Annotated in this window: 26 protein-coding genes; 10 read left to right on the forward strand and 16 right to left on the reverse strand. The window is 61.9% G+C overall.

Features of this window, described 5'->3' with window-relative positions:
* Positions 1-75: 75 nt before the first annotated feature.
* The gene (locus tag AX760_RS15960) at positions 76-666 is read right to left on the reverse strand and encodes an NAD(P)H-dependent oxidoreductase (RefSeq protein ID WP_071833912.1); all 591 of its coding nucleotides are present in this window, start codon (positions 664-666) and stop codon (positions 76-78) included.
* Positions 666-2,264: an exodeoxyribonuclease VII large subunit gene (xseA, locus tag AX760_RS15965; protein WP_071833913.1), complete on the reverse strand. Its 1,599-nt coding sequence runs from the start codon at positions 2,262-2,264 to the stop codon at positions 666-668. Before xseA ends, AX760_RS15960 begins: the two co-directional genes overlap by 1 nt.
* A gap of 137 nt (positions 2,265-2,401) precedes the next feature.
* Here xseA and AX760_RS15970 point away from each other — a divergent pair, with 137 nt between their 5' ends.
* Positions 2,402-2,665, forward strand: coding sequence for a spike base protein, RCAP_Rcc01079 family (locus tag AX760_RS15970; RefSeq protein WP_071833914.1), 264 nt, complete (start codon positions 2,402-2,404; stop codon positions 2,663-2,665).
* A 210-nt stretch (positions 2,666-2,875) separates the two neighbouring features.
* Positions 2,876-3,106 carry a hypothetical protein gene (locus AX760_RS15975; RefSeq protein WP_071833915.1) on the forward strand — a complete coding sequence of 77 codons (231 nt, stop codon included), beginning with the start codon at positions 2,876-2,878 and terminating at the stop codon, positions 3,104-3,106.
* A gap of 101 nt (positions 3,107-3,207) precedes the next feature.
* Here AX760_RS15975 and AX760_RS15980 read toward each other — a convergent pair whose 3' ends face one another.
* Positions 3,208-4,194, reverse strand: coding sequence for a Gfo/Idh/MocA family protein (locus tag AX760_RS15980; RefSeq protein WP_071833916.1), 987 nt, complete (start codon positions 4,192-4,194; stop codon positions 3,208-3,210).
* Between the two features lie 279 nt (positions 4,195-4,473).
* On the opposite strand from AX760_RS15980, the gene AX760_RS15985 reads away from it, so the two are divergent.
* Both AX760_RS15985 and AX760_RS15990 read left to right on the forward strand, forming a co-directional pair.
* Positions 4,474-5,424 carry an aldo/keto reductase gene (locus AX760_RS15985; RefSeq protein ID WP_071833917.1) on the forward strand — a complete coding sequence of 317 codons (951 nt, stop codon included), beginning with the start codon at positions 4,474-4,476 and terminating at the stop codon, positions 5,422-5,424.
* A gap of 29 nt (positions 5,425-5,453) precedes the next feature.
* Positions 5,454-5,897, forward strand: a complete 444-nt coding sequence (locus AX760_RS15990; RefSeq protein ID WP_071833918.1) for a GNAT family N-acetyltransferase — start codon at positions 5,454-5,456, stop codon at positions 5,895-5,897.
* On the opposite strand, the gene AX760_RS15995 is transcribed toward AX760_RS15990, so the two are convergent.
* Together AX760_RS15995 and AX760_RS16000 are read right to left on the reverse strand one after the other, a co-directional pair.
* Positions 5,879-6,514, reverse strand: coding sequence for a hypothetical protein (locus AX760_RS15995; protein ID WP_071833919.1), 636 nt, complete (start codon positions 6,512-6,514; stop codon positions 5,879-5,881). The two genes, AX760_RS15990 and AX760_RS15995, sit on opposite strands and share 19 nt — an antisense overlap.
* 145 nt (positions 6,515-6,659) lie before the next feature.
* Positions 6,660-8,051, reverse strand: coding sequence for a pyridoxal phosphate-dependent aminotransferase (locus tag AX760_RS16000; RefSeq protein ID WP_071833920.1), 1,392 nt, complete (start codon positions 8,049-8,051; stop codon positions 6,660-6,662).
* A 127-nt stretch (positions 8,052-8,178) separates the two neighbouring features.
* Here AX760_RS16000 and AX760_RS16005 point away from each other — a divergent pair, with 127 nt between their 5' ends.
* Entirely contained in the window at positions 8,179-8,880 is a 702-nt protein-coding gene (locus tag AX760_RS16005) for a GntR family transcriptional regulator (RefSeq protein ID WP_071833921.1), read from the forward strand.
* A 28-nt stretch (positions 8,881-8,908) separates the two neighbouring features.
* Here the strand turns inward: AX760_RS16005 and AX760_RS16010 are convergent, their stop codons facing one another.
* Complete coding sequence (locus AX760_RS16010) at positions 8,909-9,799, reverse strand: LysR family transcriptional regulator (RefSeq protein ID WP_071833922.1); 891 nt, start codon at positions 9,797-9,799, stop codon at positions 8,909-8,911.
* Positions 9,800-9,944: 145 nt separating this feature from the next.
* Between AX760_RS16010 and AX760_RS16015 the strand changes: the two genes are divergently transcribed.
* The gene (locus AX760_RS16015; protein WP_071833923.1) at positions 9,945-10,937 is read left to right on the forward strand and encodes an aldo/keto reductase; all 993 of its coding nucleotides are present in this window, start codon (positions 9,945-9,947) and stop codon (positions 10,935-10,937) included.
* A gap of 912 nt (positions 10,938-11,849) precedes the next feature.
* Here the strand turns inward: AX760_RS16015 and AX760_RS16020 are convergent.
* Entirely contained in the window at positions 11,850-12,743 is an 894-nt protein-coding gene (locus tag AX760_RS16020; protein ID WP_071833924.1) for a helix-turn-helix transcriptional regulator, read from the reverse strand.
* Between the two features lie 90 nt (positions 12,744-12,833).
* Between AX760_RS16020 and AX760_RS16025 the strand changes: the two genes are divergently transcribed.
* Positions 12,834-13,778 carry an alpha/beta hydrolase family protein gene (locus AX760_RS16025; protein ID WP_071833925.1) on the forward strand — a complete coding sequence of 315 codons (945 nt, stop codon included), beginning with the start codon at positions 12,834-12,836 and terminating at the stop codon, positions 13,776-13,778.
* A gap of 405 nt (positions 13,779-14,183) precedes the next feature.
* Here the strand turns inward: AX760_RS16025 and pheT are convergent, their stop codons facing one another.
* The 6 genes from pheT to infC all read right to left on the reverse strand — a co-directional run bounded on the left by pheT (position 14,184) and on the right by infC (position 20,109).
* Positions 14,184-16,610 carry a phenylalanine--tRNA ligase subunit beta gene (gene pheT, locus AX760_RS16030; RefSeq protein WP_071833926.1) on the reverse strand — a complete coding sequence of 809 codons (2,427 nt, stop codon included), beginning with the start codon at positions 16,608-16,610 and terminating at the stop codon, positions 14,184-14,186.
* A gap of 54 nt (positions 16,611-16,664) precedes the next feature.
* Entirely contained in the window at positions 16,665-17,750 is a 1,086-nt protein-coding gene (pheS, locus tag AX760_RS16035) for a phenylalanine--tRNA ligase subunit alpha (protein ID WP_071833927.1), read from the reverse strand.
* Between the two features lie 55 nt (positions 17,751-17,805).
* Positions 17,806-18,642: a BUD32 family EKC/KEOPS complex subunit gene (locus AX760_RS16040; RefSeq protein ID WP_083531212.1), complete on the reverse strand. Its 837-nt coding sequence runs from the start codon at positions 18,640-18,642 to the stop codon at positions 17,806-17,808.
* An 85-nt stretch (positions 18,643-18,727) separates the two neighbouring features.
* Positions 18,728-19,132 carry a 50S ribosomal protein L20 gene (rplT, locus tag AX760_RS16045; protein WP_071833929.1) on the reverse strand — a complete coding sequence of 135 codons (405 nt, stop codon included), beginning with the start codon at positions 19,130-19,132 and terminating at the stop codon, positions 18,728-18,730.
* Between the two features lie 37 nt (positions 19,133-19,169).
* The gene (gene rpmI / locus AX760_RS16050) at positions 19,170-19,373 is read right to left on the reverse strand and encodes a 50S ribosomal protein L35 (protein ID WP_071833930.1); all 204 of its coding nucleotides are present in this window, start codon (positions 19,371-19,373) and stop codon (positions 19,170-19,172) included.
* A gap of 199 nt (positions 19,374-19,572) precedes the next feature.
* Positions 19,573-20,109: a translation initiation factor IF-3 gene (gene infC, locus AX760_RS16055; RefSeq protein WP_083531213.1), complete on the reverse strand. Its 537-nt coding sequence runs from the start codon at positions 20,107-20,109 to the stop codon at positions 19,573-19,575.
* A gap of 222 nt (positions 20,110-20,331) precedes the next feature.
* On the opposite strand from infC, the gene AX760_RS16060 reads away from it, so the two are divergent.
* Positions 20,332-21,138 (forward strand): alpha/beta hydrolase, encoded by an 807-nt coding sequence (locus tag AX760_RS16060; protein WP_071834036.1) that lies wholly within the window; start codon positions 20,332-20,334, stop codon positions 21,136-21,138.
* 226 nt (positions 21,139-21,364) lie between these two features.
* Positions 21,365-21,985 (forward strand): transglutaminase-like cysteine peptidase, encoded by a 621-nt coding sequence (locus AX760_RS16065; protein WP_071833932.1) that lies wholly within the window; start codon positions 21,365-21,367, stop codon positions 21,983-21,985.
* Between the two features lie 57 nt (positions 21,986-22,042).
* Here AX760_RS16065 and mbfA read toward each other — a convergent pair whose 3' ends face one another.
* The gene (gene mbfA, locus AX760_RS16070; protein WP_071833933.1) at positions 22,043-23,026 is read right to left on the reverse strand and encodes an iron exporter MbfA; all 984 of its coding nucleotides are present in this window, start codon (positions 23,024-23,026) and stop codon (positions 22,043-22,045) included.
* A gap of 145 nt (positions 23,027-23,171) precedes the next feature.
* Between mbfA and AX760_RS16075 the strand changes: the two genes are divergently transcribed.
* Positions 23,172-24,017 (forward strand): C40 family peptidase, encoded by an 846-nt coding sequence (locus AX760_RS16075; protein WP_245295036.1) that lies wholly within the window; start codon positions 23,172-23,174, stop codon positions 24,015-24,017.
* On the opposite strand, the gene AX760_RS16080 is transcribed toward AX760_RS16075, so the two are convergent.
* The gene (locus tag AX760_RS16080) at positions 24,001-25,242 is read right to left on the reverse strand and encodes an SAM-dependent methyltransferase (protein WP_071833934.1); all 1,242 of its coding nucleotides are present in this window, start codon (positions 25,240-25,242) and stop codon (positions 24,001-24,003) included. The two genes, AX760_RS16075 and AX760_RS16080, sit on opposite strands and share 17 nt — an antisense overlap.
* A 122-nt stretch (positions 25,243-25,364) precedes the next feature.
* Entirely contained in the window at positions 25,365-26,240 is an 876-nt protein-coding gene (locus AX760_RS16085) for an EamA family transporter (RefSeq protein WP_071833935.1), read from the reverse strand.
* Between the last annotated feature and the right edge of the window lie 6 nt (positions 26,241-26,246).

Here is a 26,246-nt window from a genome sequence, read left to right on the forward strand (position 1 = left end):
AACGCGCAGCGGTCGCTCTAGACTTTAGAATGTAGTCGTCGATCATTACGTAAGCGTTTCGATTTCGGCCAGAATTCAAATTCGCCGGACGGCCTGGCGAACCCGCTCCAGATGCGCCTTGCGGCGCTTCTCATCGGTCCGGTCCATATCGTGCAGCGTGATCATCCGGAAGCCGACGTTTTTCGCGCAGAAGGCAGCGATCCCGCGCTTCAGAAGCCGGCGAACCGGGTTGCCCATGTAGAGCTTCACCACCCACCAGGGTGATCCGGTCGTGGTGAGCGCCCAGAACAGTCTGATATTCGTCAGTCGCGGCACGATGCGACCGCCGGTAAGCTCGTGGTTGAAGGCGACGCCGGGGGCAAAGATGCGGTCGAAGAAGCCCTTGAGGATCGCCGGAAAATTGAACCACCATTGCGGAAAGACAAGAATCAGCCCCTCTGCGGCCTGTAGCCGTGCAACGATGTCTGCAACGGCAGAGACGTCATAGGGCACGTCGAAATAGCCGCGCCGTTCGGCGTCAGTCAGGCGCGGGTCGAAATCCTCGCCGTAGAGATCAAGCAGATCGACACTGTGCCCGCTCTGCTCCAGCGCTTCTCTTGCAGCGCTTGCGACGCTGGCGGCAAAGCTGTCTGACAGCGGATGGGCAAGCACCATCAGGATGTGCATCAGAAAAGGCTTCCCTGCTTGGGTGGCGTCGATGGTACCGGCTTGTCCGCGCGCTTGCGGGAGTGTGGTGCGGGTGCCGGCGGGTCTGTGCCGTTGTCGCCCGTCACTGCGTTGACGGAGCCATCGGCAAATTGCAGGGAGACCGCCATGCCATTGGTCATTGAGGCCGCTTGTTTGATCAACATGCCTCTGTCGTCGCGGACCAATGCAAATCCCCGTTTGAGGACGTTGTCATAGGACAGCGACTGGAGGATGCGGTCTTGGGCAGCCACGGCAATGCGCCGCCGTTGGATGTCCGACACGACAGCCTTGTCGGCGCGCGCCGTCAGGCCGGCGAGGCGATCCTGTGTGCGGTGGATCTGTCCGGAAAGCCGCGCGGGCAGGGCCCGCAGCGAGGCATCCGCCGTCGAAATCCGCGTCCGGCCTCGTTGTAGCAGGCGCTCGACGACGCGGTCTGCACGCATCATCCGCTCCTGCAGGCGCTGGCGCCGGTCGTTGAGCCGGGTAGAGAGCATGTCGGGCCGCAGTTGCAGCGCGGTGCGTTCGAAGTGCCGACGCTTGTTGGCCGTGTTCATCGTCAGGCCACGACCCAGCCCGGCCGAGGCCTCGTCGAAACGGCGGCGCGGCAAGGCCAGCAGCTGGTCCAGCGAGGGCAGGGCCCGCGCCAAAGCGCGCAAGTCCTGCCGCCGTGCATCCATTCGGCGCGTCATGGCTGCCTTCAGCCGGGCGGAAAGCCCGGACACGGCCGCTTCGAGGTCGGCCTTCACGGGCACGGCCATTTCGGCGGCCCCGGTTGGCGTCGGCGCCCGCTGGTCACTGGCATGGTCGATCAGCGTCCAGTCTGTTTCGTGGCCGACGGCGGAGATCAGCGGAATGTTGGACGCGGCGGCTGCGCGGACAACCGCCTCGTCGTTGAAGCTCCAGAGGTCCTCAAGGCTGCCACCGCCCCGGGCGACGATCAAAACGTCCGGCCGTGCGATCGCGCCGCCCGGTTCGAGCGCATTGAAGCCCTCGATAGCGGCTGTCACCTCGTTGCCGGAGCCTTCGCCCTGCACCCGGACCGGCCAGACGATGACATGGACGGGAAAGCGGTCGGCGATGCGATGCAGGATATCGCGAATGACGGCGCCGGTCGGCGAGGTGATGACGCCGATGACCTTCGGCATATAGGGCAGCAATTGCTTGCGGGCGGCATCGAACAGGCCTTCGGCGGCGAGCTTGCGCTTGCGCTCCTCGATCAGCGCCATCAGCGCGCCGGCGCCGGCAGGCTCCAGCGTCTCGATGACCATCTGGTATTTGGACGAGCCGGGGAAGGTAGTGATCTTGCCGGTGGCAATCACCTCCATGCCTTCCTCTGGCCGGAACTTCAGCCGTCCCATCGTGCCTTTCCAGATGACGGCGTCGATGCGCGCCTTGTCGTCCTTCAGGGCGAAATAGGCATGGCCTGAGGAATGCGGGCCGCGATAGCCGGAAATTTCGCCGCGCACGCGCACCTGGTCGAACGCCTGCTCGACCGTCCGCTTGATCGAGCCTGACAGCTCGGAAACCGAATATTCGGTCAGGTTGCTCGGCGAATCTGTTTCGGAGAAAAAGCTCATATCCGCACATTGCCGCGTTCATCGAGCGATTGCCAGCCTTCGCGCGGCGCCCTCAACAGGCCTTTGTTGATCCCCGCGCGTCCCCGGCTGTGCGTGCGGGCGCATCATGGGGCATCGTCAATCAAAGAGGACATCCGATGCCAGACCGTTTTTCCAGCAATGCGCCGTCGCTGACCGGCCCTGCAACCCACGCCTTCGATGTCACCCCGAGTGACACGCTTGATCTCGCTGACGTCACCCGCGCCGTTTATGTCGGCGTTGGCGGCGCGCTTGCAGTCCGCATGCTGTCGGGCCAGACCATCACATTGTCTGGCGTCACCGGCGGCAGCACGCTTCCGCTGAGGATCGATCGCGTGCTGGCCACGGGCACCACGGCGACCGGCATCGTGGGGCTGGTCTGAAAGCCACGTTCCGCCCGTCAATCGCCTGCATGGGTCCGCAAATCACTTAAAAGGGCGGAGCCTTCAAAGGCGGTTTACGGCGAAGAAGGCGGCGATTTTGTCATGAAAACAGCGATATCGGAGATCGCTACAATTTTAGCAATTGACTTAAACCAACTTTAGAAGGCCGCGTGCAATCTTGCGGATGAGAGACATCCACAGGAGAAGCAAATGCTTATTTTGACCGCAACCGCGATTGGCATGCTGGCCGTCGGCACCCGTTCGGTCCTGGGATGCATGATGTGCGGCTTTCTGATCGTCGCAGCCTTTGGTTTTGCAGCTCTGCTCGGCGCGGGATCGGTGTCCTGGGTTTCGCTGGTGTTTGCTCTGCTCGCATACAATGCCGGCATCGCCAGCATGCTTGGCGTGTCAATGCTTTCCGGTTCGCGTCGGCACGCCTGAGCGGCGTCAAAGCATAGGACGCTCGCGCGAAAGCAAGCGTCCATCGATACATGATATTATTGAAACCCATCCCTTGAAAAAAGGGATGGGTTTTCTTTTGCTCAGACCGTTTCCCAACCGTCCTTTTCGCTCGCCCTGTAGATGGCGTCGATCAGCTTCTGGTTCAGCACGGAGCTTTCCAGCGGTACGATCTCCTCCTGTTCGCCAAGGGCAGCCTTCGAGAAGGCTTCGACCTGAAGCTTGTACTGGCGGGCGTCCTGGAAGCGGAAAATCTGCGATTGCGCGTGGCTCTGGTTGGTCAGTTCCACCTCTTCGGCGCCGTAGCGGTCGGCGTTGAACGGCGATTTGACTTCGATGAAACCCTGGTCGCCGTGGAACACCATGACCTGGCGGGCAGCAAGCTGCGTCGAGATATAGAAGCTCAGCTCGAAATCGCCGAAATCCGCCCGGACGCTGGAATAGATGTCGGTGCCGAATTCCGGATCGCGATCGGTCGTGGCTTGAACCCGGATCGGCTCCTTGCCCGTGACGAAACGGGTCGAGATCGAGGGATAGACCCCGATGTCAGGCAGTCCGCCGCCACCGAGCGCCGGCACGTTGCGCATGTTGTCGGGATCGCGATTGAAATAGGTGAACGCGCCCTGCACATGCCGCAAGCGGCCGATTGCACCGTCCGCCAGCAAGGCGCGGACCTTCCGCCAGACGGGGCTGTAGGTCACCATATAGGCTTCCGAGATCAGCACCTTGTTGCGGTCGCGCGCCTCGATCAGCGCGTCGATTTCAGACGCTTTCAGCGAGATCGGCTTTTCGCACAGGACATGCTTGCCGGCATCGGCGGCCTTGATCGTCCACGCCACATGCTGCGAGGTCGGCAGCGGGATGTAGACGGCGTCGATCGTGTCGGAAGCCAGCATCTCCTCATAGGATCCGAAGGCATGCGGAACCGAAAACCGGTCCGCCATCGCCCGGGCCTTGGCGAGGTCCCGGCTTGCGACAGCCGTGACGACGCAGTTTTCCGCATCCTGAATGGCGGGAACAACGAGTTCGCGACCGATCTTGGCCGTCGACAGAATACCGAAACGCAACATGGATTTTCCTCCTGGTAGAAACTGCGCGCACACTAGCGCATAAAACTGGTGAGCGGAATCGATTCCGCAATAAAATTATGCAGCAGATTGAATGTGTTACAGTCGTGTTTACTGATAATCGCTGCGTGCCGGAAGTCTATCGAGGTACGTACCCGGAAAGCCAGCCCGCTTGAAAAGAATATCCGTCGCACCGGTATCAAAACCCATTATCCTGCCTTATGTCAGGCGGAGGCAATCCGGGTTCTGCCGCTCAGATCCCGTGTCAGGGAGGAAAATCAATTGGAAAAGCGCACATTGGGCCGCACCGGCCTTTCAATCGCGCCGCTCGTTTTCGGCGGCAATGTGTTCGGCTGGACGGCGGATGAAAAAACCTCCTTCGACCTGCTGGACGCTTTCTTCGATGCGGGCTTCAACACGATTGATACCGCCGACGTCTATTCGTCCTGGGCGCCGGGAAACAGCGGTGGCGAATCCGAAACGATCGTCGGCAAGTGGCTGAAGCGCTCGGGCCGGTCGCGCGACGATGTGGTTGTTGTCACCAAGGTCGGGTCCGACATGGGACCGGGCAGGAAGGGTCTTTCTGCCCGCTGGATCATCGAAGCTGTCGAGGATTCGCTTCGCCGGCTACAGACCGACCACATCGATCTGTATTTGTCCCATTGGCCCGATGCCGATACACCCTACGCGGAAACAATGGGTGCCTATGACAGGTTGCGTGCACAGGGAAAAGTCCGGTCCATCGGCTGCTCCAATCTCGATGCGGCCCAGTTGCGCGCAGCGCTCGATGTCGCGCGTGCCGCCGACCGGCCGCGGTATGACGTGCTGCAGCCGGAATACAATCTCTACGATCGCAGCGGCTTCGAGGGTCCCTTGCGCAATCTCTGCATGGCCGAGGATATCGGTGTCATCACCTATTACAGCCTGGCTTCCGGTTTTCTCACCGGCAAGTATCGATCGCACAAGGATCTGGGTGGCTCCGTGCGCGGCGGCGGGGTCGAAAAATATCTGGATGGGCGCGGCATGCGTATCCTGGGTGCGCTTGATGAAGTCGCTGCCGATCTCGCTTCAAAACCGGCGGAGATCGCGCTGGCCTGGATCATGGCCCGCAAGGGCGTGACCGCGCCGATTGCAAGTGCCACCAGTCTCGAACAACTGGCGAGCTTGACGAGGTCGGCTGCGCTGGTGCTCTCGGAAGAGCAGATGCAGCACCTCAGTGAAGCCAGTGACTGACCCGTGACAAGAGCCTTTGGAGAATGTGCATGACCATCGAGATCCGTGATGTCCGGCCGGGCGACGAAGCCGAATGGCGCCGTCTCTGGGCGGCCTACGTCGCCTTCTACAAGGTTGCCGTCAGCGACGAGGTGACGGCTGCCACCTGGGCAAAGGTCATGGATCCGGCCGTGCCGCTGTTCATGCGGGTTGCAACAGAGAATGGTGCAGTGCGCGGGTTCGCCAACTGCCTGATCCATGAGGCAACCTGGGTGAAGGAGCCGGTCTGCTATCTGGAAGACCTGTTTCTGGACGAGGCATCCCGCGGAAAGGGCATCGGGCGGGCCCTTCTGGATGACCTCGTCTCGCTCGCGAAGGCAAAAGGCTGGGCGCGCCTGTATTGGCACACGGACGAGGGCAACAGCACGGCGCGGCGGCTCTATGACCACTATACCAAAGAAGACGGACACGTTCGTTATCGCATCAGTTTCTGAACAATGGCCGGTTCGGGATACCCGCGGTAGAGCTCCGCGTGGCTGCCGGCGTGGTTGGCCATTGAGGGCTTGGTCAACAGGCCTCTGGGTTCGACATAGCTGCGGATTTCCCGCCGCGGTCGCTCGTGCCACTGGATGTTGAAGGCCCAGAGCTTTGGAAAGAAGCAGAGTGAGGCATAGGGCAGGTGGTCATGGATCCACCAGGCCAGCGACTGCCAGCCAGCGACAGTGTCCCTGCGGTCCCATGACCAGGGCACAACGATGCAGGCCGTGGCGCCCATGCAGCCATCCGCGTCGCGCAGGTCCCAGATATGATCGGCAGCGCTTGCCGCATTGGTCGCGCAATTCAGCCCGTTGCGATTGCCGAACGCGTTGACCTGCCGCGATCGGTAGCCGGAGCGGATATGCAGCCGCCCGAACGTCGCCTGCAGCGGTTCCAGCAAGTCTTCACAAAGCCATGTGCCGGCTTCAATCGCAAGCTTGGGATCATCGGGAATATTGGCCATGCCTTGAATGCTGGCGATCTCGGAATGCAGGAAATCGCGCAGGAAGAAATTTTGGGACAGGCGCACCCGCCCCAGATCTTCCAGACCGCGCATCGATCTTGGTGCTTTCATCGGTGCTTTCCCCGAAAAGCCCAAGTGTAGCTGCAAAACGCCGGCCCGCCACCCGATCCTTGTCAGTCGTCGGTGTTCCCGCTTGCCGCAGAGGAACAGGAAAACGGCCCGCCATCCCGATGTGCGCGTGCCGTTCTTTGGGTCGTTATTCCGCCGCCTGCAACTGCGCCGCCTGCGCCCGCCGCACGGCAATCTGGTCGATGATGACGCGGCCGCGCGCTGTGCCGGCCTTTTCGAAAAACTGCGCAACGGCCTCGACATACAGACCGGCCTGCGCTTCGGCGATCGCCTTGGGCAGCGCCGTGCGGAAGGTCTCGAAGCAAGCGATGTCGGGATGCGAATAATTGAGCCGCAGGTAGTCCGCCGCCTTGACGTCGCCGAGCCCGTCGCCGGGAATGACGGCAATCTTTTCCTTGAGCAGGCCGACGGTGATTTCCTGTGCCGTCACCCCCGTTCCCGAGACATCGACCATCATGCAGAAGCCGTAGGATGGTGTTACGGGGATCGAGACGCCCTCGGTCATGGCGATGGTCTCGGCGATATGGGCGTAGTTGCGCCGGATCGTCTGCGTGCTCGTCGCCAGATAGTCCGTGTCCTGCATGGCGGCAAGCGCTGCATACTGGCCGGGATAGTTGATGTGGATCTTGGTGATTTCCATCTTGGTCAGGAATGCGCCGCGCAAAAGCGCCGGGTGGCCGGCCATGAAGCCGACGCGGATCGCTGGCATGCCATAGCCCTTCGACATGCCGCTCACCGAAATAACATGGTCCATTGGCGTCTCGTCCGAATGCAGCGAGGCCATCGGGATCTGCTCGGCGGCATCGTCCGTCTGGTGCGTGTTGTGGGTGACGTTGTTGAAGATCACCAGATCATGGCGCCTTGCAATATCGGCGAGCGCCAGAAGTTCCTCGCGGGTCTGCACCGTGCCGAAAGGGTTGATCGGATCGCAGACGACGATCATCTTGGTGCGCGGGGTAATCTTCGCCTCGACCTCGGCCGGCTGCAGCCGGTAGCCGTTGCCGGCGTTGAGTTCGATCGGCACGACCTTGGCGCCGCAGGCTTCGGCTGCGGGCACGAAATGGAAATAGCCGGGATCGGTGACGATCACCTCGTCGCCCTCGTCGAGGAAGGTCAGGTAGGTATAGCCGATGCCGCCCTGCGCGCCCTCGACGCCCATCACCTCGAAGTCAGGCCCGAGGCTGCGCCCGAACTTCTTCGTTGCGACCAGCACCTTCAGTTCCGGCATGCAGTCCGGCGGGTAGATCGCCAGCTTTTCATGCGTCGATGCTTTCAGGAAGGCGTCCAGCGCCGATTTCGAGGGCCCGATATGGTTGGCCATATAGCCCATGTCGAAATAGCCTGACCCCGTGACATTGTAGACGCCGCCTGGTGCGACATCGTTCCAGTCGAGGCCAAGAATGTCGATCGCCGTCTTGAAGGTGAAATAATTGCCCATGCCCTGCGGATGGTGGAGAAGCGTCTTGGCGCGCCTGGACAGAAGTTTTTCCTGGAGGGCAGCGACATTCTCAGGTGACATGCGGGTTCCCTTTCACGATCGGCTTATCTGCCGACCAGGCTGTCGACAGCGCTGACGAATGATTGTTCGATTTGTTGTGTGAGTCAAGCCGCCGTGATACTCGGAAGAGACAAGCATCGGAAACGCCATGAACGACGATACGAAGTCCGCCAAGCCAGTCCCTGAAAATACCGTCGAGCGCGCCTATCTCCATCTGCGCGACCGGACCGTAAGCTTCGGTTACCGCCCCGGCGAGCGGATCAATGAGGTGGAACTCGCGGCGTCGCTTGGCATGAGCCGGGCGCCGGTGCGCGAGGCGCTGAACCGGCTGATCGCCGATGGTCTCGTCGTGATGGAGCCGGGGCGCGGTTTCTTCTGCCGGAAACTAAGTGCCAAGGAAATTGCCGACCTGTTCGCCGTGCGGGCCGATCTCGAAGTGTCTGCCGTGCGCGCCGCCTGCGGTCATGCCGATCCCTTGGCCTTGGAGACCCTGACGAAAGACTGGGAGGAGGTCCTTGCCAAACAGGCCGGTCTGTCGGTGGATGCGCTGGTGACGGCGGACGAGGATTTTCATATCCGGCTGGCAGGCCTTGCCGGCAATGCCGAGCGCCTGCGTTATCTCGGCAATATCAATGCCCGCATCCGCTTCGTCCGGCGCATCAATCTGGAGGAGGAGGGCCGCCGCGCCGCCTCGCTTGCGGAGCACGCCCTCATTCTTGCAGCCGTCAGGGCGGGGGATGCGCAGGCTGCGGGACATCTGGTCGCCCGACACCTGTCGATCAGCGCCGAGGAGGTGCTGGCCCATATCCACACCGGGCTTGCCCGCATCTATGCCAGCGAAGTCGCGTGAGGCACCTGCCGGCAATTCATCCCTGATATCAGTCGGAAAAGCGGAAAAACTCTATGAAGGCCCGAAGCGCCGGGCGCATCTGGCGGCGGCTGGGATAATAGAGGCAGGGTCCGGGATAGGGCTCGCACCAGTCGTCCAGCACCCGCACTAGCCGGCCATCGGCCAGTTCGCTGCGGACCCGGGTTTCAAACGAGAAGGCCAGGCCCGCGCCGGCCATGGCCGCAACGATGATCGGCCGGTCCTCGCCAAGGATCAGCGGGCCGGTGATCGGCACGGTGATCTCCTGGCCTTGCTTTTCGAACTCCCAGTTGTAGATCGTGCCATTGGAAAAGCGCCGCCGGATGCAGCGGTGCTGCAGCAGGTCACGCGGATGCAGCGGCCTCGCATGGCTCTCGAAATAGGAAGGCGCTGCGATGATGGCGCTGCGCATCGGCGGACCGATCCGCACGGCGATCATGTCGCCCTCGACGCTTTCTTTGAGCCGGATGCCGGCATCATAGCCGGCCGCGACGATATCGGTAAAACCGTCTTCATCCGTCAGTTCTAGCGTGATGTCCGGAAAGGCCGAGAGAAAGTCGCCCAGCCGCGGCGCAATCAGAAGATCTGCTGCAAAGCGGGGCGCGGTGATGCGCAGATTGCCGGCCGGCCGGTTGCCGGCCTCCGTCACCGCATCGAGCGCAAGATCGATTTCGTTCAGGGCCGGCCCGAGACGCGCAAGAAGCAGGGTGCCCTCCTCGGTCAGCGAGACGCTGCGGGTGGTGCGGGCCAGAAGCCGGACGCCGAGATGCTGCTCGAGGCTCGAAACCGCATGGCTGACCGCCGAGGGCGCAATCGCCAGTTCCTGCGCTGCCGCACGAAAGCTGCGATGCGCAGCGACGGCGGAAAAGACGGCCAGATGGGTGAGCTGATTCCGGTTCATTGTTCTATCTCATAGATCAACCTGTTGGGATTTGCACCCATTATCAAACGATGCGCAGGGCGTTAGGTTTGCTCCTGCCGGACATGACGCGGTGAAGCACAAGCAAGCCCGTCCGGCCTGCACGATTTCCCGAAAGGACAATCCCATGAAAAAACGAAATCTCGGATCAGACCTCAGCGTCTCCGCCATCGGCCTTGGCTGCATGGGCATGAGCCATGCCTATGGCGGTGCCGAAGAGGCGGACTCCATCAAGGCCATGCACCGGGCGATCGAGATCGGCGTGAGCTTTTTCGATACCGCCGAGATCTACGGTCCCTTTACCAACGAAATCCTCGTCGGCAAGGCGCTCGGTCCCTATCGCGACAAGGTGACGATCGCCACCAAGTTCGGTTTCCGGGTCTCGACCACGGACAGCCTGATCAAGCAGCTGACCGGCGTCAACAGCCGCCCGGAAAACGTCAGGGCGGTTGCCGAAGCCTCGTTGAAGCGGCTCGGCATCGAGGTCATCGACCTCTATTACCAGCACCGCGTCGATCCCGACGTGCCGATCGAGGAAACCGTTGGCGCAATGGCCGATCTGGTCAGGGCGGGCAAGGTCCGGACCCTCGGGCTTTCGGAGGCGAGTTCTGCAACGATCCGCAGGGCCCACGCCGTTCATCCGATCGCTGCCGTGCAGAGCGAATACTCGCTGTGGACCCGCGATCCCGAAGAAAACGTGCTCGACACCTGCCGCGAACTCGGCATCGGTTTCGTGCCCTTCAGCCCGCTCGGGCGCGGCATGCTGACGGGCACGCTCAAGGTCGACGACCTCGGACCCGACGATATGCGCCGCGGCCTGCCGCGCTTCCAGGGGGAGAATTTCGACGCCAATGCGGCGCTTGTGGCCAAACTCGGCGAGATCGCCTCGGCCAAGGGCGTGACGGCGGCGCAGCTGGCGCTGGCCTGGGTGCTGGCCCAGGGCGATTTCATCGTGCCGATCCCCGGCGCCCGAAAAATCCGCCACATCGAAGACAATGCAGCAGCCGCCGAGATCGTCCTGTCCCCGGATGAGGTTGCGACGCTGGGCGCGATCATTTCGCCTGATATGGCGGCCGGCGCACGCTATACCGAGGCGATGCAGGCGATGACCAATCGATAGGGCGCGGCAGCAAACCGAACTCCGCCCTCCGGGGTGCCGTCTTCTTCCGTCATCCCGGACCTGTTCCGGGATCCAGCGCGCCGCGTCTGCGGCGCAAAAACCCTTTTCGGCAGGACATGGTTCTCTCACCGCGCCGACGCGCGGTGGGTGGTTCCCCGCCACAAGGGCGAGGAAGACGGCGTGTGAGGAAAGCGCACCGCAAAACAATGATCTTCTGGAAATTCGTGGCGGATGCAAATGCCTCAGAGGAGGCCCCACTTCACCGAGCCTCATCCATCCATGTTCAAAGAACACGCGTTCACGTCCACGCCGGTGGCGGCGCGGTTCAAACGTTCAGTCGGAGGGCGCACGCAGATGCGGAGCCGGATTGGATTTTGAGTATGGGGCTCCGCAGCTGCGTGGCCTCGGTGTCTTCAGGGCTTCCGGCCCCTTGCAATGCCCGCACTGTCTCGCTGCACAGGAACACTTGCTCCTGCTTGCATGGACGTCCCAAGCCGGAACCTTGGAAGGCCCGGGGGAGACATATCAGGGAGAACACCCTGGCGAACATCGCCCCGGCATCGGCCGCACGTTACGGCTTCAGGCACGAGGCACCGGCTTCCCCCTGCCCGCGACCGTCTCGCGCAACACTCCGGCGGGGGAAACAGCGCCAGTATGCGACAGGATGTCAGGGCGGGGAAAACGGGGGTGAGTTTTTTGGGGAGGCGAAGGGCGGATGGCGTAATGTCGCCTTCTGTCCTCGCTGCTGAATATGCGGCTGCTTTGCGCCTCCAATTCAGACGTCGAGGTCATCACCTCGCGTCCCCGAAAGCGGACATGCTCCACGGCGGTCTTGTGTCGCCTGTGCGCCTTCGAAGCGGACATTGCAGGGCAGAACCAGCGCAAAATGGGCGGCGAGGCAGGCTGTCGAGGTCAGTCTGTTCGGGCGAAAACGCCCGGCGTCACGCCGACATGCCGTGTGAATGCGACGCTGAACGCGCTGGCGGAAGCATAACCGATCCGTGTTGCGATCTCGACCAGCGGCGCCTCCTGCCGAACCAACAGGTCTTTTGCAAGCGCCATGCGCCAGCCCGTCACGTATTCCATCGGAGGGACGCCCACCTGCCTTCGGAAGCGGTCGAAGAATGCCGACCTTGACATTGCGGAGGTCTCTGCCAGTTCCTCGACGGACACGCCTGTGCTCGGGTCATGATGAATGCGTCGCAGCGCTGGAGCCAGCCGGATGTCGGAAAGGCCACGCAACAGTCCGGGAGATGTCTCGGCCCCTCCTGTACTCCGCAGAGCGTCGATGAAGAGAACTTCCAGCAACCGGCTCAGGATCATGTCCCGCGCTGCAAGTCCGCCGACCATCTCGGCGTGAATCATCCCGACGAGAGCCATGAGCCGCCGCTCGCCGCGGGCATGAACGATGTCCGGCAGCAGCGAGCTCAGCAACTGCGTGTCGTTCGCCAGGAAGGAACAGTGACCCACCATGGCCGTTACGTCGGCCGGTGCGTCCGGATCGCCGAGGCGGAAGACGCCGGGACCGGTCTCCAGCCGTCGCGGTAACGTGCCCGGCGGAGGCGGTTGAAAGCTGCTCATCGTGAATGCGTGGATTTGCGGCACGAGAACGAAATCCCCGGACTCAAGGATGATCGGCGATCTGCCGGCGATGGTCAGCAGGCAGCGTCCTTCCACAATCGCACAATAGAACGGACTACCAAGCTCGCGACGCTCGACCGACCATGCCCCGCCGGCCGTAACCAGCTTGGCGATCGATGGCACGGGCTTGAGAAGCGAGACGATCTCGGCGAGTGGGTCGGGCATTTCTGGACCTTTACTAAATAGGTGCGTACGTTCAGATATAGATAATCCTGTTTCCGTCGTCCATCCTAGTGCTGCACAAGGAGACCACACATGACGACGAACAATCTGATCGACACCGCGCGCCGTATCCCGACCCCCGAAGGAGCCCTCACGATAGCCTACTCGCCGATCCGCCTCGAAATCGACGGACGGCCGCCTCTGGAACTGCGTTTGACGGCACCCGCAGAAGGCGATCGCCTTCCCGTCGTCATTCTGTCGCATGGATTGGGACCGTCATTCTACGTACCGTCGAAGGACGGCTACGCGCATTTGGCGCAGTTCTGGGCGGAGCGCGGCTTTGCCGTCATCCAGCCCACCCATGCGAGCTCCCGCGTCGGCGGCCTTTCTGAAGACGCCGAAGGAGCGCCCTTCTTCTGGCGCGAGCGCGTCGCTGAGATACGGACAGTCATCGACCGGCTGTCAGAGATCGAAGCGCGCGCGCCGGCCGTCTCTGGCCGACTTGACCATGACCGCATCGCGGCGGCAGGACATTCTTTCGGTGGCCACACCGTAAGCCTGCTATTGGGTGCACGACTGCACGGAGAGACTTTTCGCGATCCACGCATCAAGGCCGGGATTCTTCTCACCACTCCCGGACGTGGTGGAAAGGATCTAACGGAAGAGAACGCCGCACGCTTTCCGTTCTTCGACCTCGACTTCGCACACCTGACGACGCCAAGCCTGGTCGTTTGCGGGGCAGACGACAATCCGCATTTTACGCCCCGTGGCCCGGATTGGCACGCCGATGCTTACCATGACGCTGTTGGTGGGCATGCGCTTCTGACCCTTCACGGAGTAGGCCACGGCCTTGGCGGCATCGCCGGGCTCGACGCCAAGGAGACCGAGGTCGAGGCGCCGGATGCGCTGGAAGCGACGAAGCGCATGACGCTGGCCTGGTTGAGAACTGCCCTTGGCGATGACGCCAATGCCTGGGTCTCAGCATGTACGGCGCTGAAGGCTCCGGCAAGCAGCCTTGGAACCGTCGTCGAGAAGTAACCGGATAGTTGAGACCACGTAATTGGATAGGCTTCCGGCAGTATCGGTGTGTCATCGAGGCGGGAGCTAGACGTTGCTTACGCTTCGTTAGCTCTCCGCGACGCCGTTCACTAGAACAGCCTCACCCGATGTCACTGCGGGGAATGGTAGGGCCTCAAGTCGAAATGACTTCAATGGGTTGAACGCGGACAGTTGCGCATGATGCGCGAACGTCGGCTCTTCCCCTACTACACTCCAACATCGGATAGTCTGCTCCCGGCTCCAAATCGGTCAGTCATTTGAGCCGTGCCAGTGTCTGCCTCTGGTGCAACAGACCTTTGCTCCGTGGTCATCGCGACAGCACGGCGGCGAGTCGCAACCAGAGTATCGAGAGGGGCGAAAAATCGCCCCTCTTAACTAACTCACTTACCCCCGCAGAACCCCACCCGTGTTCTTCGTCACATTGGCAATGATCTTGGCCGTCAAAGCTTCGAAATCCTCGTCCGTCAGGGTGCGGTCCGCCGGCTGGATGACGACTTCGATGGCGACCGATTTCTTGCCGTCGCCGAGCGAAGCGCCCTCGAAGATGTCGAAGACGTTGACGCCGGTGACCAGTTTGCGGTCGGCGCCGGAGGCGGCTTTGAGGATGGCGCCGGCTTCGACGGACTTGTCGACCACGAAGGCAAAGTCGCGCTTGACGGCCTGGAAGGGCGAAAGCTCCAGCGCCGGCTTGGTGCGGGTCGCCTTCTTCTTCGGCTCGGGCATGGCGTCGAGAAAGACTTCGAAGCCTGAGAGCGCGCCGGAGACGTCGAGCGCTTCCAGCACCTTCGGATGGAACTCGCCGAAATGGCCGAGAACGATCTTCGGGCCGAGCTTGATCGTGCCGGAGCGGCCGGGATGATACCAGGACGGGCCGCCGGCTTCGAACTGGACATTGCCCATCGGCACGCCGCAGGCTTCGAGAACCGCAATCGCATCGGCCTTGGTGTCGAAGACGTCGACCGGCTTGCCGCCGCCCTTCAGGCCGTTCGACCAGGAGCGACCGGCCCCGGCGAGCGAAGCCGTGCCACGGCGGATGCCGCCGGCAACGCGGCGCTGGCCCGAGGGTGTGTCGTTTTCATAGGTGCCGGAGACTTCGAAGATCGCCACGTCGCCAAAACCCTTGTCGGCATTGCGCCCGGCTGCCGTCAGCAGGCCCGGCAGCAGCGACGGCCGCATGTCGGACATGTCGGCGGCGATCGGGTTGGCAAGCGACAGCGCGGCGGAACCGCCGCCGAACAGTTCGGCCTGCGCCTTGGAGATGAACGACCAGGTGACGGCTTCCAGCATGCCGCGCGCGGCAAGCGCCCGCTTGGCGACGCGCGTGCGGATCTGCAGCGTCGTCAGGATCTTGCCGCTGACGGCGCCGTGGCTTTCGAGCGGCGTCGGCGCGATCTTGTCAACGCCGTGGATGCGCAGAACTTCTTCGACCAGATCGGCCTTGCCATCGACATCCGGGCGCCAAGAGGGCACGGAAACGCTCACCGTCTCGCCCGAGCCCGAAACCCCGAAACCGAGGCTTTTGAGAATCGCGATGCTCTCATTCGCATCGACCGTCAGGCCGGTCAGGCGCTTGACCTCGGAGATCGGGAAGTCGATCTGTTTCGGCGTGTAGCCTGCGTAACCGGTGACATCGGCTTTTGCCGCCGTGCCGCCGCAAAGGTCGAGCACCAGTTCGGTGGCGCGCTCGAGACCGGGCACCATATATTCAGGATCGACGCCGCGCTCGAAACGGTAACGCGCATCGGTGATGATGCCGAGGCCACGGCCGGATTTCGCGATGTTCATCGGGTCCCAGAGGGCCGATTCGATCAGCACGTCGACGGTGTTTTCGTCACAGCCGGAATGTTCGCCGCCCATGATGCCGCCGATCGATTCGATGCCGTTCTCGTCTGATATCACGACATTGGCCGGCGACAGCGTGTATTCCCGGGTATCGAGCGCCAGAACTTTTTCGCCTTCGACGGCACGCCGCACGACGAGATCGCCCTTGACCTTGGCGGCATCGAAGACGTGCAGCGGCCGGCCCTGGTCGAAGGTCATGTAGTTGGTGATATCAACCAGCGCATTGATCGGGCGAAGGCCGATGGCAATCAGCCGCTGCTGCATCCAGCGCGGGCTTGGGCCGTTTTTCACGCCGCGCACGAGGCGAAGGGCAAAGCCGGGGCAGAGATGGGTATCTTCGCCGAGGTCGAGCTTGACCTTGACTGGCGTCTCGCCGGAAACCGTGAAGGATGGCGTCTTTGCGGCCTGCAGCGTGCCGAGGCCGGAGACGGCGAGATCGCGGGCGATCCCGAAAATGCTGGTGCAGTCCGGACGGTTCGGCGTCAGGTTGATCTCGATGATCGGATCGTCCAGACCGGCATAGGATGCAAAGCTGGTTCCAACAGGCGCGTCCTGGGGAAGATCGATGATGCCGTCGTGACTGTCGGACATGTCGAGCTCTTTTTCCGAGCACATCATGCCACGGCTCTCGACGCCGCGGATCGTGCCGACCGACAGCGTCACAGCGATGCCGGGCACATAGGCGCCGGGCGCCGCAAAGGCACCGACGAGGCCGGCGCGCGCATTCGGCGCACCGCAGACGACCTGCACCGGGCTGCCGGCACCGGTATCGACCATCAGCACCTGCAGCTTGTCGGCCTGCGGATGTTTTTCCGCCGAAACGACCTTGGCGATCACGAACGGCTTGTAGGCCGCCTTGTCATCGACATGCTCGACCTCCAGCCCGATCGCCGTCAGGCGCTCGCAGATCTGTTCGAGGGTGGCATCCGTGTCGAGATGCTCTTTCAGCCAGGAGAGTGTGAATTTCATCGGTCTTCTCTTCTCGTCAAACAGGCGGCCTGGCGGCCAGAAATAGCGCTGCGGTTAAACGCTCAACCCACCGAACAGCGTCGGCATGTCGAGTGGCCTGAATCCGTAATGGGTCATCCAGCGCACGTCGGCGTCGAAGAAGTTGCGCAGGTCCGGCATGCCGTATTTGAGCATGGCGATGCGGTCGAGACCCATGCCGAAGGCAAAGCCCTGGTAGACGTCGGGATCAAGCCCGCCTGATCGCAGCACGTTCGGGTGCACCATGCCGCAGCCGAGGATTTCCATCCAGTCGGTGCCTTCGCCGAACTTGACGATCGGCCCCGACGATCGGTCGCACTGGATGTCGACTTCGAAGGATGGCTCGGTGAAGGGGAAGAAGGACGGGCGGAACCGCATCGTCACCTTGTCGACCTCGAAGAAGGTCTTGCAGAATTCCTCCAGCACCCAGCGCAGATTGGCGACATTGGCCTTGGTGTCGACCACCAGACCTTCGACCTGGTGGAACATCGGCGAATGGGTGGCGTCCGAGTCCTGCCGGTAGGTCTTGCCGGGAATGATAATGCGGATCGGCGGCTTTTGCGCTTCCATCGTGCGGATCTGCACCGGCGAGGTGTGGGTGCGCAGCACCTTGCGGTCTCCATTCTCGTCCGGCTGGAAGAAGAACGTGTCGTGCATCTCGCGGGCCGGATGGCCCTCGGGGAAGTTGAGCGCGGTGAAATTATAATAGTCTGTCTCGACGTCGGGACCCTCCGCCATGGCAAAACCCATGTCGGCGAAGATTGCCGTGATCTCGTCGACGATCTGGCTGATCGGGTGGATGCGGCCGCGCTCGGCCGGCGAGGAGCGGACGGGAAGGCTGACATCAACCGTTTCGCGCGCCAGCCGCGCGGTGATCGCGGCATCCTTGAGGTCCGCCTTGCGCGCCGTGATCGCCTCGGTCACCAGCGTCTTCATCGCGTTGATGGCCGCGCCCCGGGTCTGGCGTTCCTCCGGCGTCATCGTGCCCAGCGTTTTCAGGAGATCGGAAATCGAGCCCTTCTTGCCGAGCGCTGCGACGCGCACCGCTTCGATGGCCGCCTCGTCGCCGGCTTCGGCAATCTCGGCCAGCAGTGTCCGTTCAAGTGTGTCCAGTTCGCTCATGCTTGTCGTGCCTCGATGCGGGAAGAGGAAATCATCCGTCAGTGTGTTTGTGCGATTATTGCGTTTGGGGTCGGGACGCCGTGGCGGACGCCAGAAAATCGGTGGCCGCGATAAAGCGGACAAGGTCGTGGCCGCGCCGCAGCCGCAGCAGAAAACGGGCCAGCGGCAGAAAGCCTGCAAACAGCGGCATGACCTGGCGCAGCGCGGTTTCCGCCTCGGCCGGGGCGACGGTCTTCCACGCGGCATAGGCACGCTGTGGCGTTTCCGGCTTCAGGCAGCGGCTGGCGATCTGCAGGAACAGCAGCCAGACATCGCGCGCCTGCGCCACCGCAAGCGGCATGACGGCGGCCGGCTCTTCCTCGAAATCGAGAAAGCCGAAGCGCCCGTCGTCCAGAATGAAATCGCGGGGATGCGGGCGGCCATGGCAGAGACCGGCGGCATGCAGATGGCCGAGTTCCAGCGCGCAGCGCACCAGGAGTTCGTCATGGGCGTCGCTGTCTGCAGCCGCCAGCATGCCCATCTGCTTGCTGATCGGGCGTCCGAGATGCGAGAGGATGAGCGCGGTTTTGCTGCGGTAAAAGATGGTCGGGGTGAGGAAGCCGGCGCGGCTGAAGGCTGCGATCTGGCGCACTTCGCGGTCGATTGCCTGTTCGGGTGTCAACAGTGGCGACGAGCGAAGGATAGGCTGTCGCGTCAGAGCCGCGACAAGCCCCTGCAGGCGTGCGCCCAGCCTCAGGCCCGATCCGCGATAGCGCTTGATCCAGACGATCCGGTCCGACAGCTGAACCCGTTCGACACGCAGCGACCCGCCGGCAAGCGCTGCCAGCATCGTCGCTATATCGCCGTCGCTGAGTTCGGGCACCCTGACGGCACCCTGCGATTTGTCGTCCACGTCCGGTCTCATCCCATAAAAAAACCCGCGCTAGCCCTGCCAGCGCGGGTTTCCCAATACTAAATCAAGGTTGGGAAGCGCTGACTTACTTGATCGCGCTTTCAAACTCGTTGGTGGTGCCTGCGTCCTTGAGGTATTCAAGCGCCTTCTTTGCAGCGGCGACGAGCGCGCCGAAAGCTTCTGCTTCATGGATCGCCATGTCGGAGAGAACTTTGCGGTCGACTTCGATGCCAGCCTTCGACAGACCATCGATGAAGCGGCCGTACGTCAAGCCGTGTTCGCGAACGGCAGCGTTGATGCGCTGGATCCAGAGGGCGCGGAAGTTGCGCTTGTTGACCTTGCGGTCGCGGTAGGCGAATGCCTTCGAACGGTCCACAGCAGCCTTGGCGGCGCGGATGGTGTTCTTGCGGCGGCCGTAAAAGCCCTTGGCCGCCTTCAGTGTCTTTTTGTGCTTGGCGTGAGCAGCTACGCCGCGTTTTACACGTGCCATGTCATGATCTCCTTAATAATCCAAAAAGCCGATGATCTCAGAGACCGTTGGGCAGGTAGTTCTTGATGACCTTCTTGCCATCAGGCTCAGCCAGCACCATGGTTCCGCGCGCATTGCGAATGAACTTATTGGACCGCTTGATCATGCCGTGACGCTTGCCTGCGGCAGCTGCACGGACCTTGCCGGTCGCGGTGATCTTGAACCGCTTCTTGGCAGAGGATTTCGTCTTCATCTTGGGCATTTTGCTACTCCATTTTTCTTGATATCGAGATCGACTGACGAGGTCGTCTCCAGCGTAAAGAACGGCCACGGCATGCCCTGCCGGACCGTTCGGACGGCGGCTTATACCCGCGCTGTCCGAAAAGTGCAATGGGATTCTCCGAAAACGCGAAAAGCCGCCCTGCGGCGGCTTTTCAATCCTGTCGGTCCGGTCGCCCGGTTTATTTCGGCGCGAGCACCATCATCATCTGGCGGCCTTCGAGCTTTGGCTCGGCTTCCACCTTGGCAATGGTCAGCGTGTCTTCCTTGACCTGCAAGAGAAGCTTCATGCCGAGTTCCTGGTGGGCCATTTCACGGCCACGGAACTTCAGCGTCACCTTGACCTTGTCGCCTTCTTCGAAGAAGCGGTTCATCGCCTTCATCTTCACGTCATAGTCATGCGTGTCGATGTTGGGACGCATCTTGATCTCCTTGATCTCGATGATCTTCTGCTTCTTGCGCGCTTCGGCCGCCTTCTTCTGGGTCGAATATTTCAGCTTGCCAAGATCCAGGATCTTGCAGACTGGCGGTTCTGCATTCGGCGAGATTTCCACAAGGTCGAGGCCAAGTTCTTCCGCCATGCGGATGGCCTCGTCGGTCGGAACGATGCCCTGGTTGTTGCCTTCGGCGTCGATGAGCTGAACCCGGGCAGCCCGGATGTCCTTGTTTGAGCGGGGCCCGTCTTTTGTCGGGGCGTCCGTTTTGAACGGTCTGCGAATGGTCGTACTCTCCTCGAGCTGTTTCGATATGTCGATGTCGTGAGCAATAGGCGCGTTTTTCGGAAAAAATCCCGAATATCTGCCGTTGTTTGCACTGTCTGAATTACTGCGGTCGAGTCAATAGCACAGCTCTTCTTGAAAATCACCACCTGTCAGATAGGTCGCGAATCTGTTTTAGAAAGAAATTCAGCAAGAAACGTCATTTTTGAAGAGGAAATGCCGATGTCCGCATCGTTTCCGGCCCCAGCACTCTCCCATATCGACGTTGCCGGCGGCGGTTCGCCCCGACGGATTGCCCTGTATGTGCTACCGGCTGCGGCAGGCAACGATCTGCCCTGCCTCGTCTGGTTCGGCGGCTATCGCTCGGATATGACGGGCACCAAGGCAATCGAACTGGAAAGCCATGCGGCTGCGATCGGGGCCGGCTGCATCCGTTTTGACTATTCCGGCCATGGATCCTCCGGCGGCGCTTTTTCCGAGGGAACGATCTCGCGCTGGCTGGAGGAAAGCCTGGCGGTTCTCGATCATGTCGGGGCGGCGCGCATGCTGTTCGTCGGCTCGTCCATGGGCGCCTGGATCGCGCTTCGGGCGATCGCCGAGCTGCGCAAGCGGGGCGAGGGTGGGCGGATCGCCGGCCTTGTGCTGATCGCGCCGGCACCGGACTTCACGATCGACCTGATCGAGCCGGCGCTGACCGAGATCGAACGAAGCTCGCTGGTCGAGCGCGGCTATTTCGAGGAGCCGTCCGAATACAGCGCCGAGCCCAACATCTTTACCCGGGCCCTCATCGAGGACGGGAGAGACAACCGGGTTCTGACCGGGATCGTCGAAACGGGATGCCCGGTCCACATCCTCCAGGGCATGGCGGATCCGGACGTGCCCTATACCCATGCCCTGAAACTGATGGAGCATCTGCCGTCCGACGATGTCGTCATGACGCTCATTCGCGATGGCGATCACCGGCTGTCGCGCCCGCAGGATATATCAAAGCTCAAGGAAGCGGTGAGCGCGATGCTGGGCATTGCATGACCGCCGCCGAACCTCCGATGATGCGGTTTTTGCCGCAGTTCTTAACCATATAAATCAATCCCCATTTCTCAAGATTGACTCAAACGCCGCAAAGTCATTAACTCTTTGTTAACGAATAGAGCAGTGCCCGGACCAAGTTCGCGGAAGCTGGCGTCGAAACTGAAGAGACTGCGCGGCGTTAAACAGGGGCATGAACGCCCCTTTAGCCGAGCCACAGGGGACGTGGATGGCGAAGGTTACAGGGATCAAGGGGACCGTTGCAGCGCTCGCTGCCGTGTTCGCATCGGCCGGCGCCGCCGTTCCGGCGCAAAGTGCAACATCCCTCTGGATGCAGACCGGCAGCGTGACATCGCAGCCGATCGGACATTACGAATTCTGCCAGGCATACAAGTCCGAATGCCAGATCAAGTCCCGGTCCTCGGTTGCGCCGCGGGTCACGGATTTCGGTTGGGACACCATTCGCGCGGTCAATACCGCCGTCAATCGCGAAATCACCCCGATCACCGACATGGACCTCTATGGCCGCGACGAAGTCTGGGCCTATCCCGACGGTGCCGGCGACTGCGAGGATATTGCCCTTCTGAAACGCAAACGTCTGCTGGAAAAGGGTTTTTCCATCGGTGATCTCTTGATCACCGTCGTCCGCAAGCCCGACGGCGAAGGCCATGCGGTCCTAACGGTGCGCACCGCGCAGGGCGACTACATCCTCGACAATCTCGAAGATGACGTGAAAATCTGGACCAAGACACCCTACCGCTTCCTGAAGCGCCAGGCCTCCTTCAACACCGGCCGCTGGGTCACGATCGAAAATGGCGCCGAAGTTCTGGTCGGTTCCGTCGGGAACTGATCGATCCGGAAGACATGGCTGAAAATGCGCCCATTCGGGCGCATTTTGCGTTGCGGCTCAAGCGTTGCCGATCAACACGCCTGCTGCCAGCACCAATCCACCACCGAGAACAACCTGGAAAGCTGCCCTAAGAAACGGCGTCTCCATATATTTGTTCTGGATGAAGGCGATGGCCCAGAGTTCGACGAAGACGACAACAGCGGCAACGATCGTTGCGGTCCAGAAATGCGGAATGAGATAGGGCAGGGCATGACCGAGACCGCCGAGTGCGGTCATAATGCCGGAGGCCAGTCCGCGCTTGAGCGGCGAACCGCGACCGGAGAGTTTGCCGTCATCATGGGCAGCTTCGGTAAAGCCCATAGAAATGCCGGCACCGACAGAGGCCGAGAGGCCGACGAGAAAGGTCTGCCAGGTATCCTGCGTCGCGAAGGCGGCAGCAAAGATCGGCGCGAGCGTCGAGACGGAGCCGTCCATCAGGCCGGCAACCCCCGGCTGCACATAGGTCAGCAGAAACTGGCGCCGCGCGGTCTGGTCCTCTTCTTGCTTGACATCCACAGGCGTGTGCTCTTCGCCAAGCCTGCGCGCGAGCGATTCATGGGATTTTTCGGCAAGTGCGAGGTCCCCGAGCAGCTTGCGTGTCGTGGCATCGCCGGTGCGGCCGGCGGCCTCGAGATAGAAACGGTGCGCCGCTTCTTCCATCGCTTCAGCCTGCGTCCGCGCCGTCTCGATCGACATGTTGGCGATCAGCCAGTCGGGCTTGCGTTCGGGAAAGTCACGGATGTATTCGCGCCGGATCAACGGAATACGGTCGCCGAAGCGGGCGATATGCAGGTCGATCAGCATCTGCCGATGCTGGCTTTCCTCTGCAGCCATGTCCTCGAAGACCCTGGCGGAGTTCGGGTAGGCGGCGCGCAGGGCGTCGGCATAGGCAAGGTAGATCCGCCCATCGTCCTCCTCTGCGGAAATGGCGAGGCCGAGGATTTCCTGCTCGCTCAGCGATTGCAGCGGGCGCTTGGTGGGGCGAAGGACGCGTGAGAGCATGGCCGAATTCCTGAATTTAGAATAATTCTAAACTAGGAACTTCGCGCGCGCCTGTCAATGCCGGGGCGCCCTGAAACGAGCACTGCTCTCGACTCGCCGGGGTGGCGGTGGATAGAATGACCTGCAACGACCGGGAGGCTCCTTTTTGACATCCGCCATCAAGCCGTTTTCCTCGGGCCGCGACACCTTGCTCGATTGTTTCGGGCGCGTGGTCGCGGGGCGGCTCGAAACCAAGACGTCCGGCTATGAGCCCTATACGCCGTCGGATCCGGAAACGCTGGCGCGAACGCTGCGGCCCGGCGATGTCCTGCTCGTCGAGGGCAATCAGAAAGTATCCGCGTCGATCAAGTACCTGACGCAGTCGACATGGTCGCATGCGGCCTTCTTTGCCGGCGACCAGATTCCCCTGACGCTTGATCAGGCGGCTTTGCCGATCATCGATCGACCGCAACTGATCGAGGTCAATCTGGGCGAGGGCTGCGTCGCCGTGCCGCTGCACAAATATGCGACCTACAACACCCGCATCTGCCGGCCGATCGGCCTGACGCCGGACGACCGCACCATGCTTGTTTCCTTCATGATCGCGCGGCTTGGCCTCAAATACGATCTCAAGAACATCTTCGACATGCTGCGCTATTTCCTGCCGACGCCACCTGTGCCGGTGCGCTGGCGCCGCCGCATGCTGGCTTTCGGGTCCGGCGATCCGACGCGGGCCATCTGCTCGACGCTGATCGCGCAGGCCTTCGAGGGTATCCGCTACCCGATCCTGCCAGAAGTGACGCGGGCGCCGGGACGCGCGGCAGCGACCTCGACCTATTCCCGCTCGGAGATCCTGCACATCCGCCACCACTCGCTCTATACGCCGCGAGATTTCGATCTCTCGCCTTACTTTGCAGTGGTCAAGCCGACGCTCGAATACGGTTTCGATTACAAGCGGTTGCAGTGGTCCGCACAGCCGCATGGCGCGGACGCGGTCACAGGGACAGATTGAGCGTCTTCTCGCGCACCCTGTAGGCCTTCTGCCGGTCGGTGATGTAGTCGCGCACGATCGGTGCTGCATCGCGGTTGCGCGACAGCTGCATGTGGAAGACCAGCTGGCTGCCGGTGCGGAACATCATCTCGCAGCTGATCAGGTAGAACTCCCACATGCGGGCGAACCGCTCGTCGTAGAGTTCGACCACCTTGTCTCGGTTTTTCTCGAAGCGCTCGACCCAGTGCTTCAGCGTCGTTGCGTAATGCACCCGCAGGAATTCCAGATCCGTTACCCACAGGCTGTTCTGCTCGACCACAGCAAAGACTTCCGACAGGGCCGGCGAATAGGCGCCGGGGAAGATATATTTGCGCAGCCAGGCGCTGGCCATGCCCGGCGGGCTCATATGGCCGATCGAATGAAGGACCGCGACGCCGTCGTCGGGCATCAGACTGTTCAGCTTCTTGAAGAATTCGTCGTAATGGCTGACGCCGACATGTTCGAACATGCCGACCGAAACGATCCGGTCGAAGCGTTCATCGACGTCGCGATAATCGCGAAGCTCGAAACGCACGCGGCCCTCGAGCCCGGCATCCCTGGCCCGTTGCGAGGCCAGCGCCTGCTGCTCCTTCGACAGGGTGACGCCGAGAACCTCGACATCCTCGAGCTTGGCCAGGTAAAGCGCGAGATCTCCCCAGCCGCAGCCGATGTCGAGCACTTTCATGCCCGGCCGCAGGCAGAGTTTCGCCGCCAGAAGCCGGAGCTTGTTGCGCTGCGCCTGCTCCAGCGTCTCGCCGTCCTCGCAAAAATAGGCACAGGAATAGAGCATGTTCTCATCCAGGAACAATTTGTAGAATTGATTGCCGACATCGTAGTGATGGGCGACGTTCTGCTGGGCCTGTCCCTTGCGGTTGGCTTGCTGCCGGTTGCGAAAGCGCATCTTGACGGCACGCAGCGCCTTCTGGATCGGGTAGGAGCCAAGCGACAGGCGGTTCATCGAAAACAGCGCCAGGAAATCGCGCAGGTTAGATCCGTTTTCGAAACGCATCGTCCCGTCCATATAGGCTTCGCCAGCGGCCAGTTCGGCATTGAAGACCAGGGTGCGGTAGAGCTTTTTGTCGGTCAGCCGCATGGTGACTTCGGGTCCCGGCTCTCCGGAAAAGACATGGGCCTTGCCGTCGGCATCGATGACCGTCAGCCGGCCCTTCCTGATAAACGCTTTCATCATGTGGGACAGCAGGAACATGCGCACCTCAAAGCGGGAAAACGGACCTTTCGGCCATATCCTAGCATCGGCTCTGCAAAATGCGCGCGCTAAATGCACCTGTCCGTGGTGGTGGCGTTAGACGGTGATCTCAGAGGTTGGCTTCAGGCGGTGGTGGCCGTTGCGCCGGCCGAGGCTGCGACAACCAGGACCGTGCCGGCGATCTGCGCCATCGTCATCGGCTGGCTCAGCACCAGAAAACCCGCCAGCGCGCCTATGGCCGGCTCCAGGCTCATCAGAATACCGAAAGCCGACAGGGTCATGCGCCGAAGCGCGATCATTTCCAGCGCATAGGGCAGGAGCGGCACGAGGATCGCGAGCCCGACGATGCTGAGCGAGCCCTCCACAGTCATCCGTGCGCCGTCCAGAAGCCCGAACGGCGTTGCAACGACGGCAGCGATGATCAGCGACATCGACAGGCCCTGCAGCCCTTCGAAGGCTTTCCCCGCCTTTTTCATCAGAACGATATAGAGAGCCCAGCCGATGGCGGCACCGAAAGCAAAGAGGATGCCGGTCGTATCGCCGATCCAGCCCTCGCCATCGTGCGCAAGCATCAGCACCCCGGCGCCGGCAACCAGCGGCCAGGCCAGCCGCCAGCCGAGCCCGAAGGCAAAGGTCGCGACCGCCAGCGGCCCGAGAAAATCGATCGCGACGGCCAGCCCAAGCGGGATGCGCTCGATGGCGGAGAAGAAGCAGAGCGTCATGCCGGCCATGGCGGCACCGAGAAGCCCGGCTGCCTGCCATTGCGCCCGGGAATAGCTTGAAATCGGCGGACGCACGATAATCGCCAGGATCACGGCCGCCCAGAGAAGCCGCATCCATGTCGTGCCGAAGGCGCCATGGGCGGTGATCGCCGGGGCCGAAAAGGCGGAGCCGAACTGGACGCTTGCCATGGCCAGAAGACAGAGCAACCCGCCGGTCAGCGCGCCAGCGGTGCCGACGCCGCGTGTGACCGGTTCGATCTCAATCCGCTGTTCCATGCTGTT

It is taken from the genome of Pararhizobium antarcticum, assembly GCF_001885585.1.
GTDB lineage: Bacteria > Pseudomonadota > Alphaproteobacteria > Rhizobiales > Rhizobiaceae > Pararhizobium > Pararhizobium antarcticum.

Excerpts from the sequence above, each read along its gene's own strand:
- AX760_RS15990 (WP_071833918.1), top strand. The coding sequence starts at position 5,454 with ATGACCATCGAGATCCGTGATGTCCGGCCGGGCGACGAAGCCGAATGG.
- AX760_RS16010 (WP_071833922.1), bottom strand. The coding sequence starts at position 9,799 with ATGAACCGGAATCAGCTCACCCATCTGGCCGTCTTTTCCGCCGTCGCT.
- AX760_RS15980 (WP_071833916.1), bottom strand. The coding sequence starts at position 4,194 with ATGTTGCGTTTCGGTATTCTGTCGACGGCCAAGATCGGTCGCGAACTC.
- AX760_RS15975 (WP_071833915.1), top strand. The coding sequence starts at position 2,876 with ATGCTTATTTTGACCGCAACCGCGATTGGCATGCTGGCCGTCGGCACC.
- AX760_RS16060 (WP_071834036.1), top strand. The coding sequence starts at position 20,332 with ATGTCCGCATCGTTTCCGGCCCCAGCACTCTCCCATATCGACGTTGCC.
- mbfA (WP_071833933.1), bottom strand. The coding sequence starts at position 23,026 with ATGCTCTCACGCGTCCTTCGCCCCACCAAGCGCCCGCTGCAATCGCTG.
- pheT (WP_071833926.1), bottom strand. The coding sequence starts at position 16,610 with ATGAAATTCACACTCTCCTGGCTGAAAGAGCATCTCGACACGGATGCC.
- rplT (WP_071833929.1), bottom strand. The coding sequence starts at position 19,132 with ATGGCACGTGTAAAACGCGGCGTAGCTGCTCACGCCAAGCACAAAAAG.
- AX760_RS15960 (WP_071833912.1), bottom strand. The coding sequence starts at position 666 with ATGCACATCCTGATGGTGCTTGCCCATCCGCTGTCAGACAGCTTTGCC.
- AX760_RS16000 (WP_071833920.1), bottom strand. The coding sequence starts at position 8,051 with ATGTCACCTGAGAATGTCGCTGCCCTCCAGGAAAAACTTCTGTCCAGG.
- AX760_RS16015 (WP_071833923.1), top strand. The coding sequence starts at position 9,945 with ATGAAAAAACGAAATCTCGGATCAGACCTCAGCGTCTCCGCCATCGGC.
- AX760_RS16085 (WP_071833935.1), bottom strand. The coding sequence starts at position 26,240 with ATGGAACAGCGGATTGAGATCGAACCGGTCACACGCGGCGTCGGCACC.
- AX760_RS16065 (WP_071833932.1), top strand. The coding sequence starts at position 21,365 with ATGGCGAAGGTTACAGGGATCAAGGGGACCGTTGCAGCGCTCGCTGCC.
- AX760_RS16020 (WP_071833924.1), bottom strand. The coding sequence starts at position 12,743 with ATGCCCGACCCACTCGCCGAGATCGTCTCGCTTCTCAAGCCCGTGCCA.
- rpmI (WP_071833930.1), bottom strand. The coding sequence starts at position 19,373 with ATGCCCAAGATGAAGACGAAATCCTCTGCCAAGAAGCGGTTCAAGATC.
- AX760_RS15970 (WP_071833914.1), top strand. The coding sequence starts at position 2,402 with ATGCCAGACCGTTTTTCCAGCAATGCGCCGTCGCTGACCGGCCCTGCA.
- AX760_RS16080 (WP_071833934.1), bottom strand. The coding sequence starts at position 25,242 with ATGTTCCTGCTGTCCCACATGATGAAAGCGTTTATCAGGAAGGGCCGG.
- xseA (WP_071833913.1), bottom strand. The coding sequence starts at position 2,264 with ATGAGCTTTTTCTCCGAAACAGATTCGCCGAGCAACCTGACCGAATAT.
- AX760_RS16025 (WP_071833925.1), top strand. The coding sequence starts at position 12,834 with ATGACGACGAACAATCTGATCGACACCGCGCGCCGTATCCCGACCCCC.
- AX760_RS16005 (WP_071833921.1), top strand. The coding sequence starts at position 8,179 with ATGAACGACGATACGAAGTCCGCCAAGCCAGTCCCTGAAAATACCGTC.
- pheS (WP_071833927.1), bottom strand. The coding sequence starts at position 17,750 with ATGAGCGAACTGGACACACTTGAACGGACACTGCTGGCCGAGATTGCC.
- AX760_RS15995 (WP_071833919.1), bottom strand. The coding sequence starts at position 6,514 with ATGAAAGCACCAAGATCGATGCGCGGTCTGGAAGATCTGGGGCGGGTG.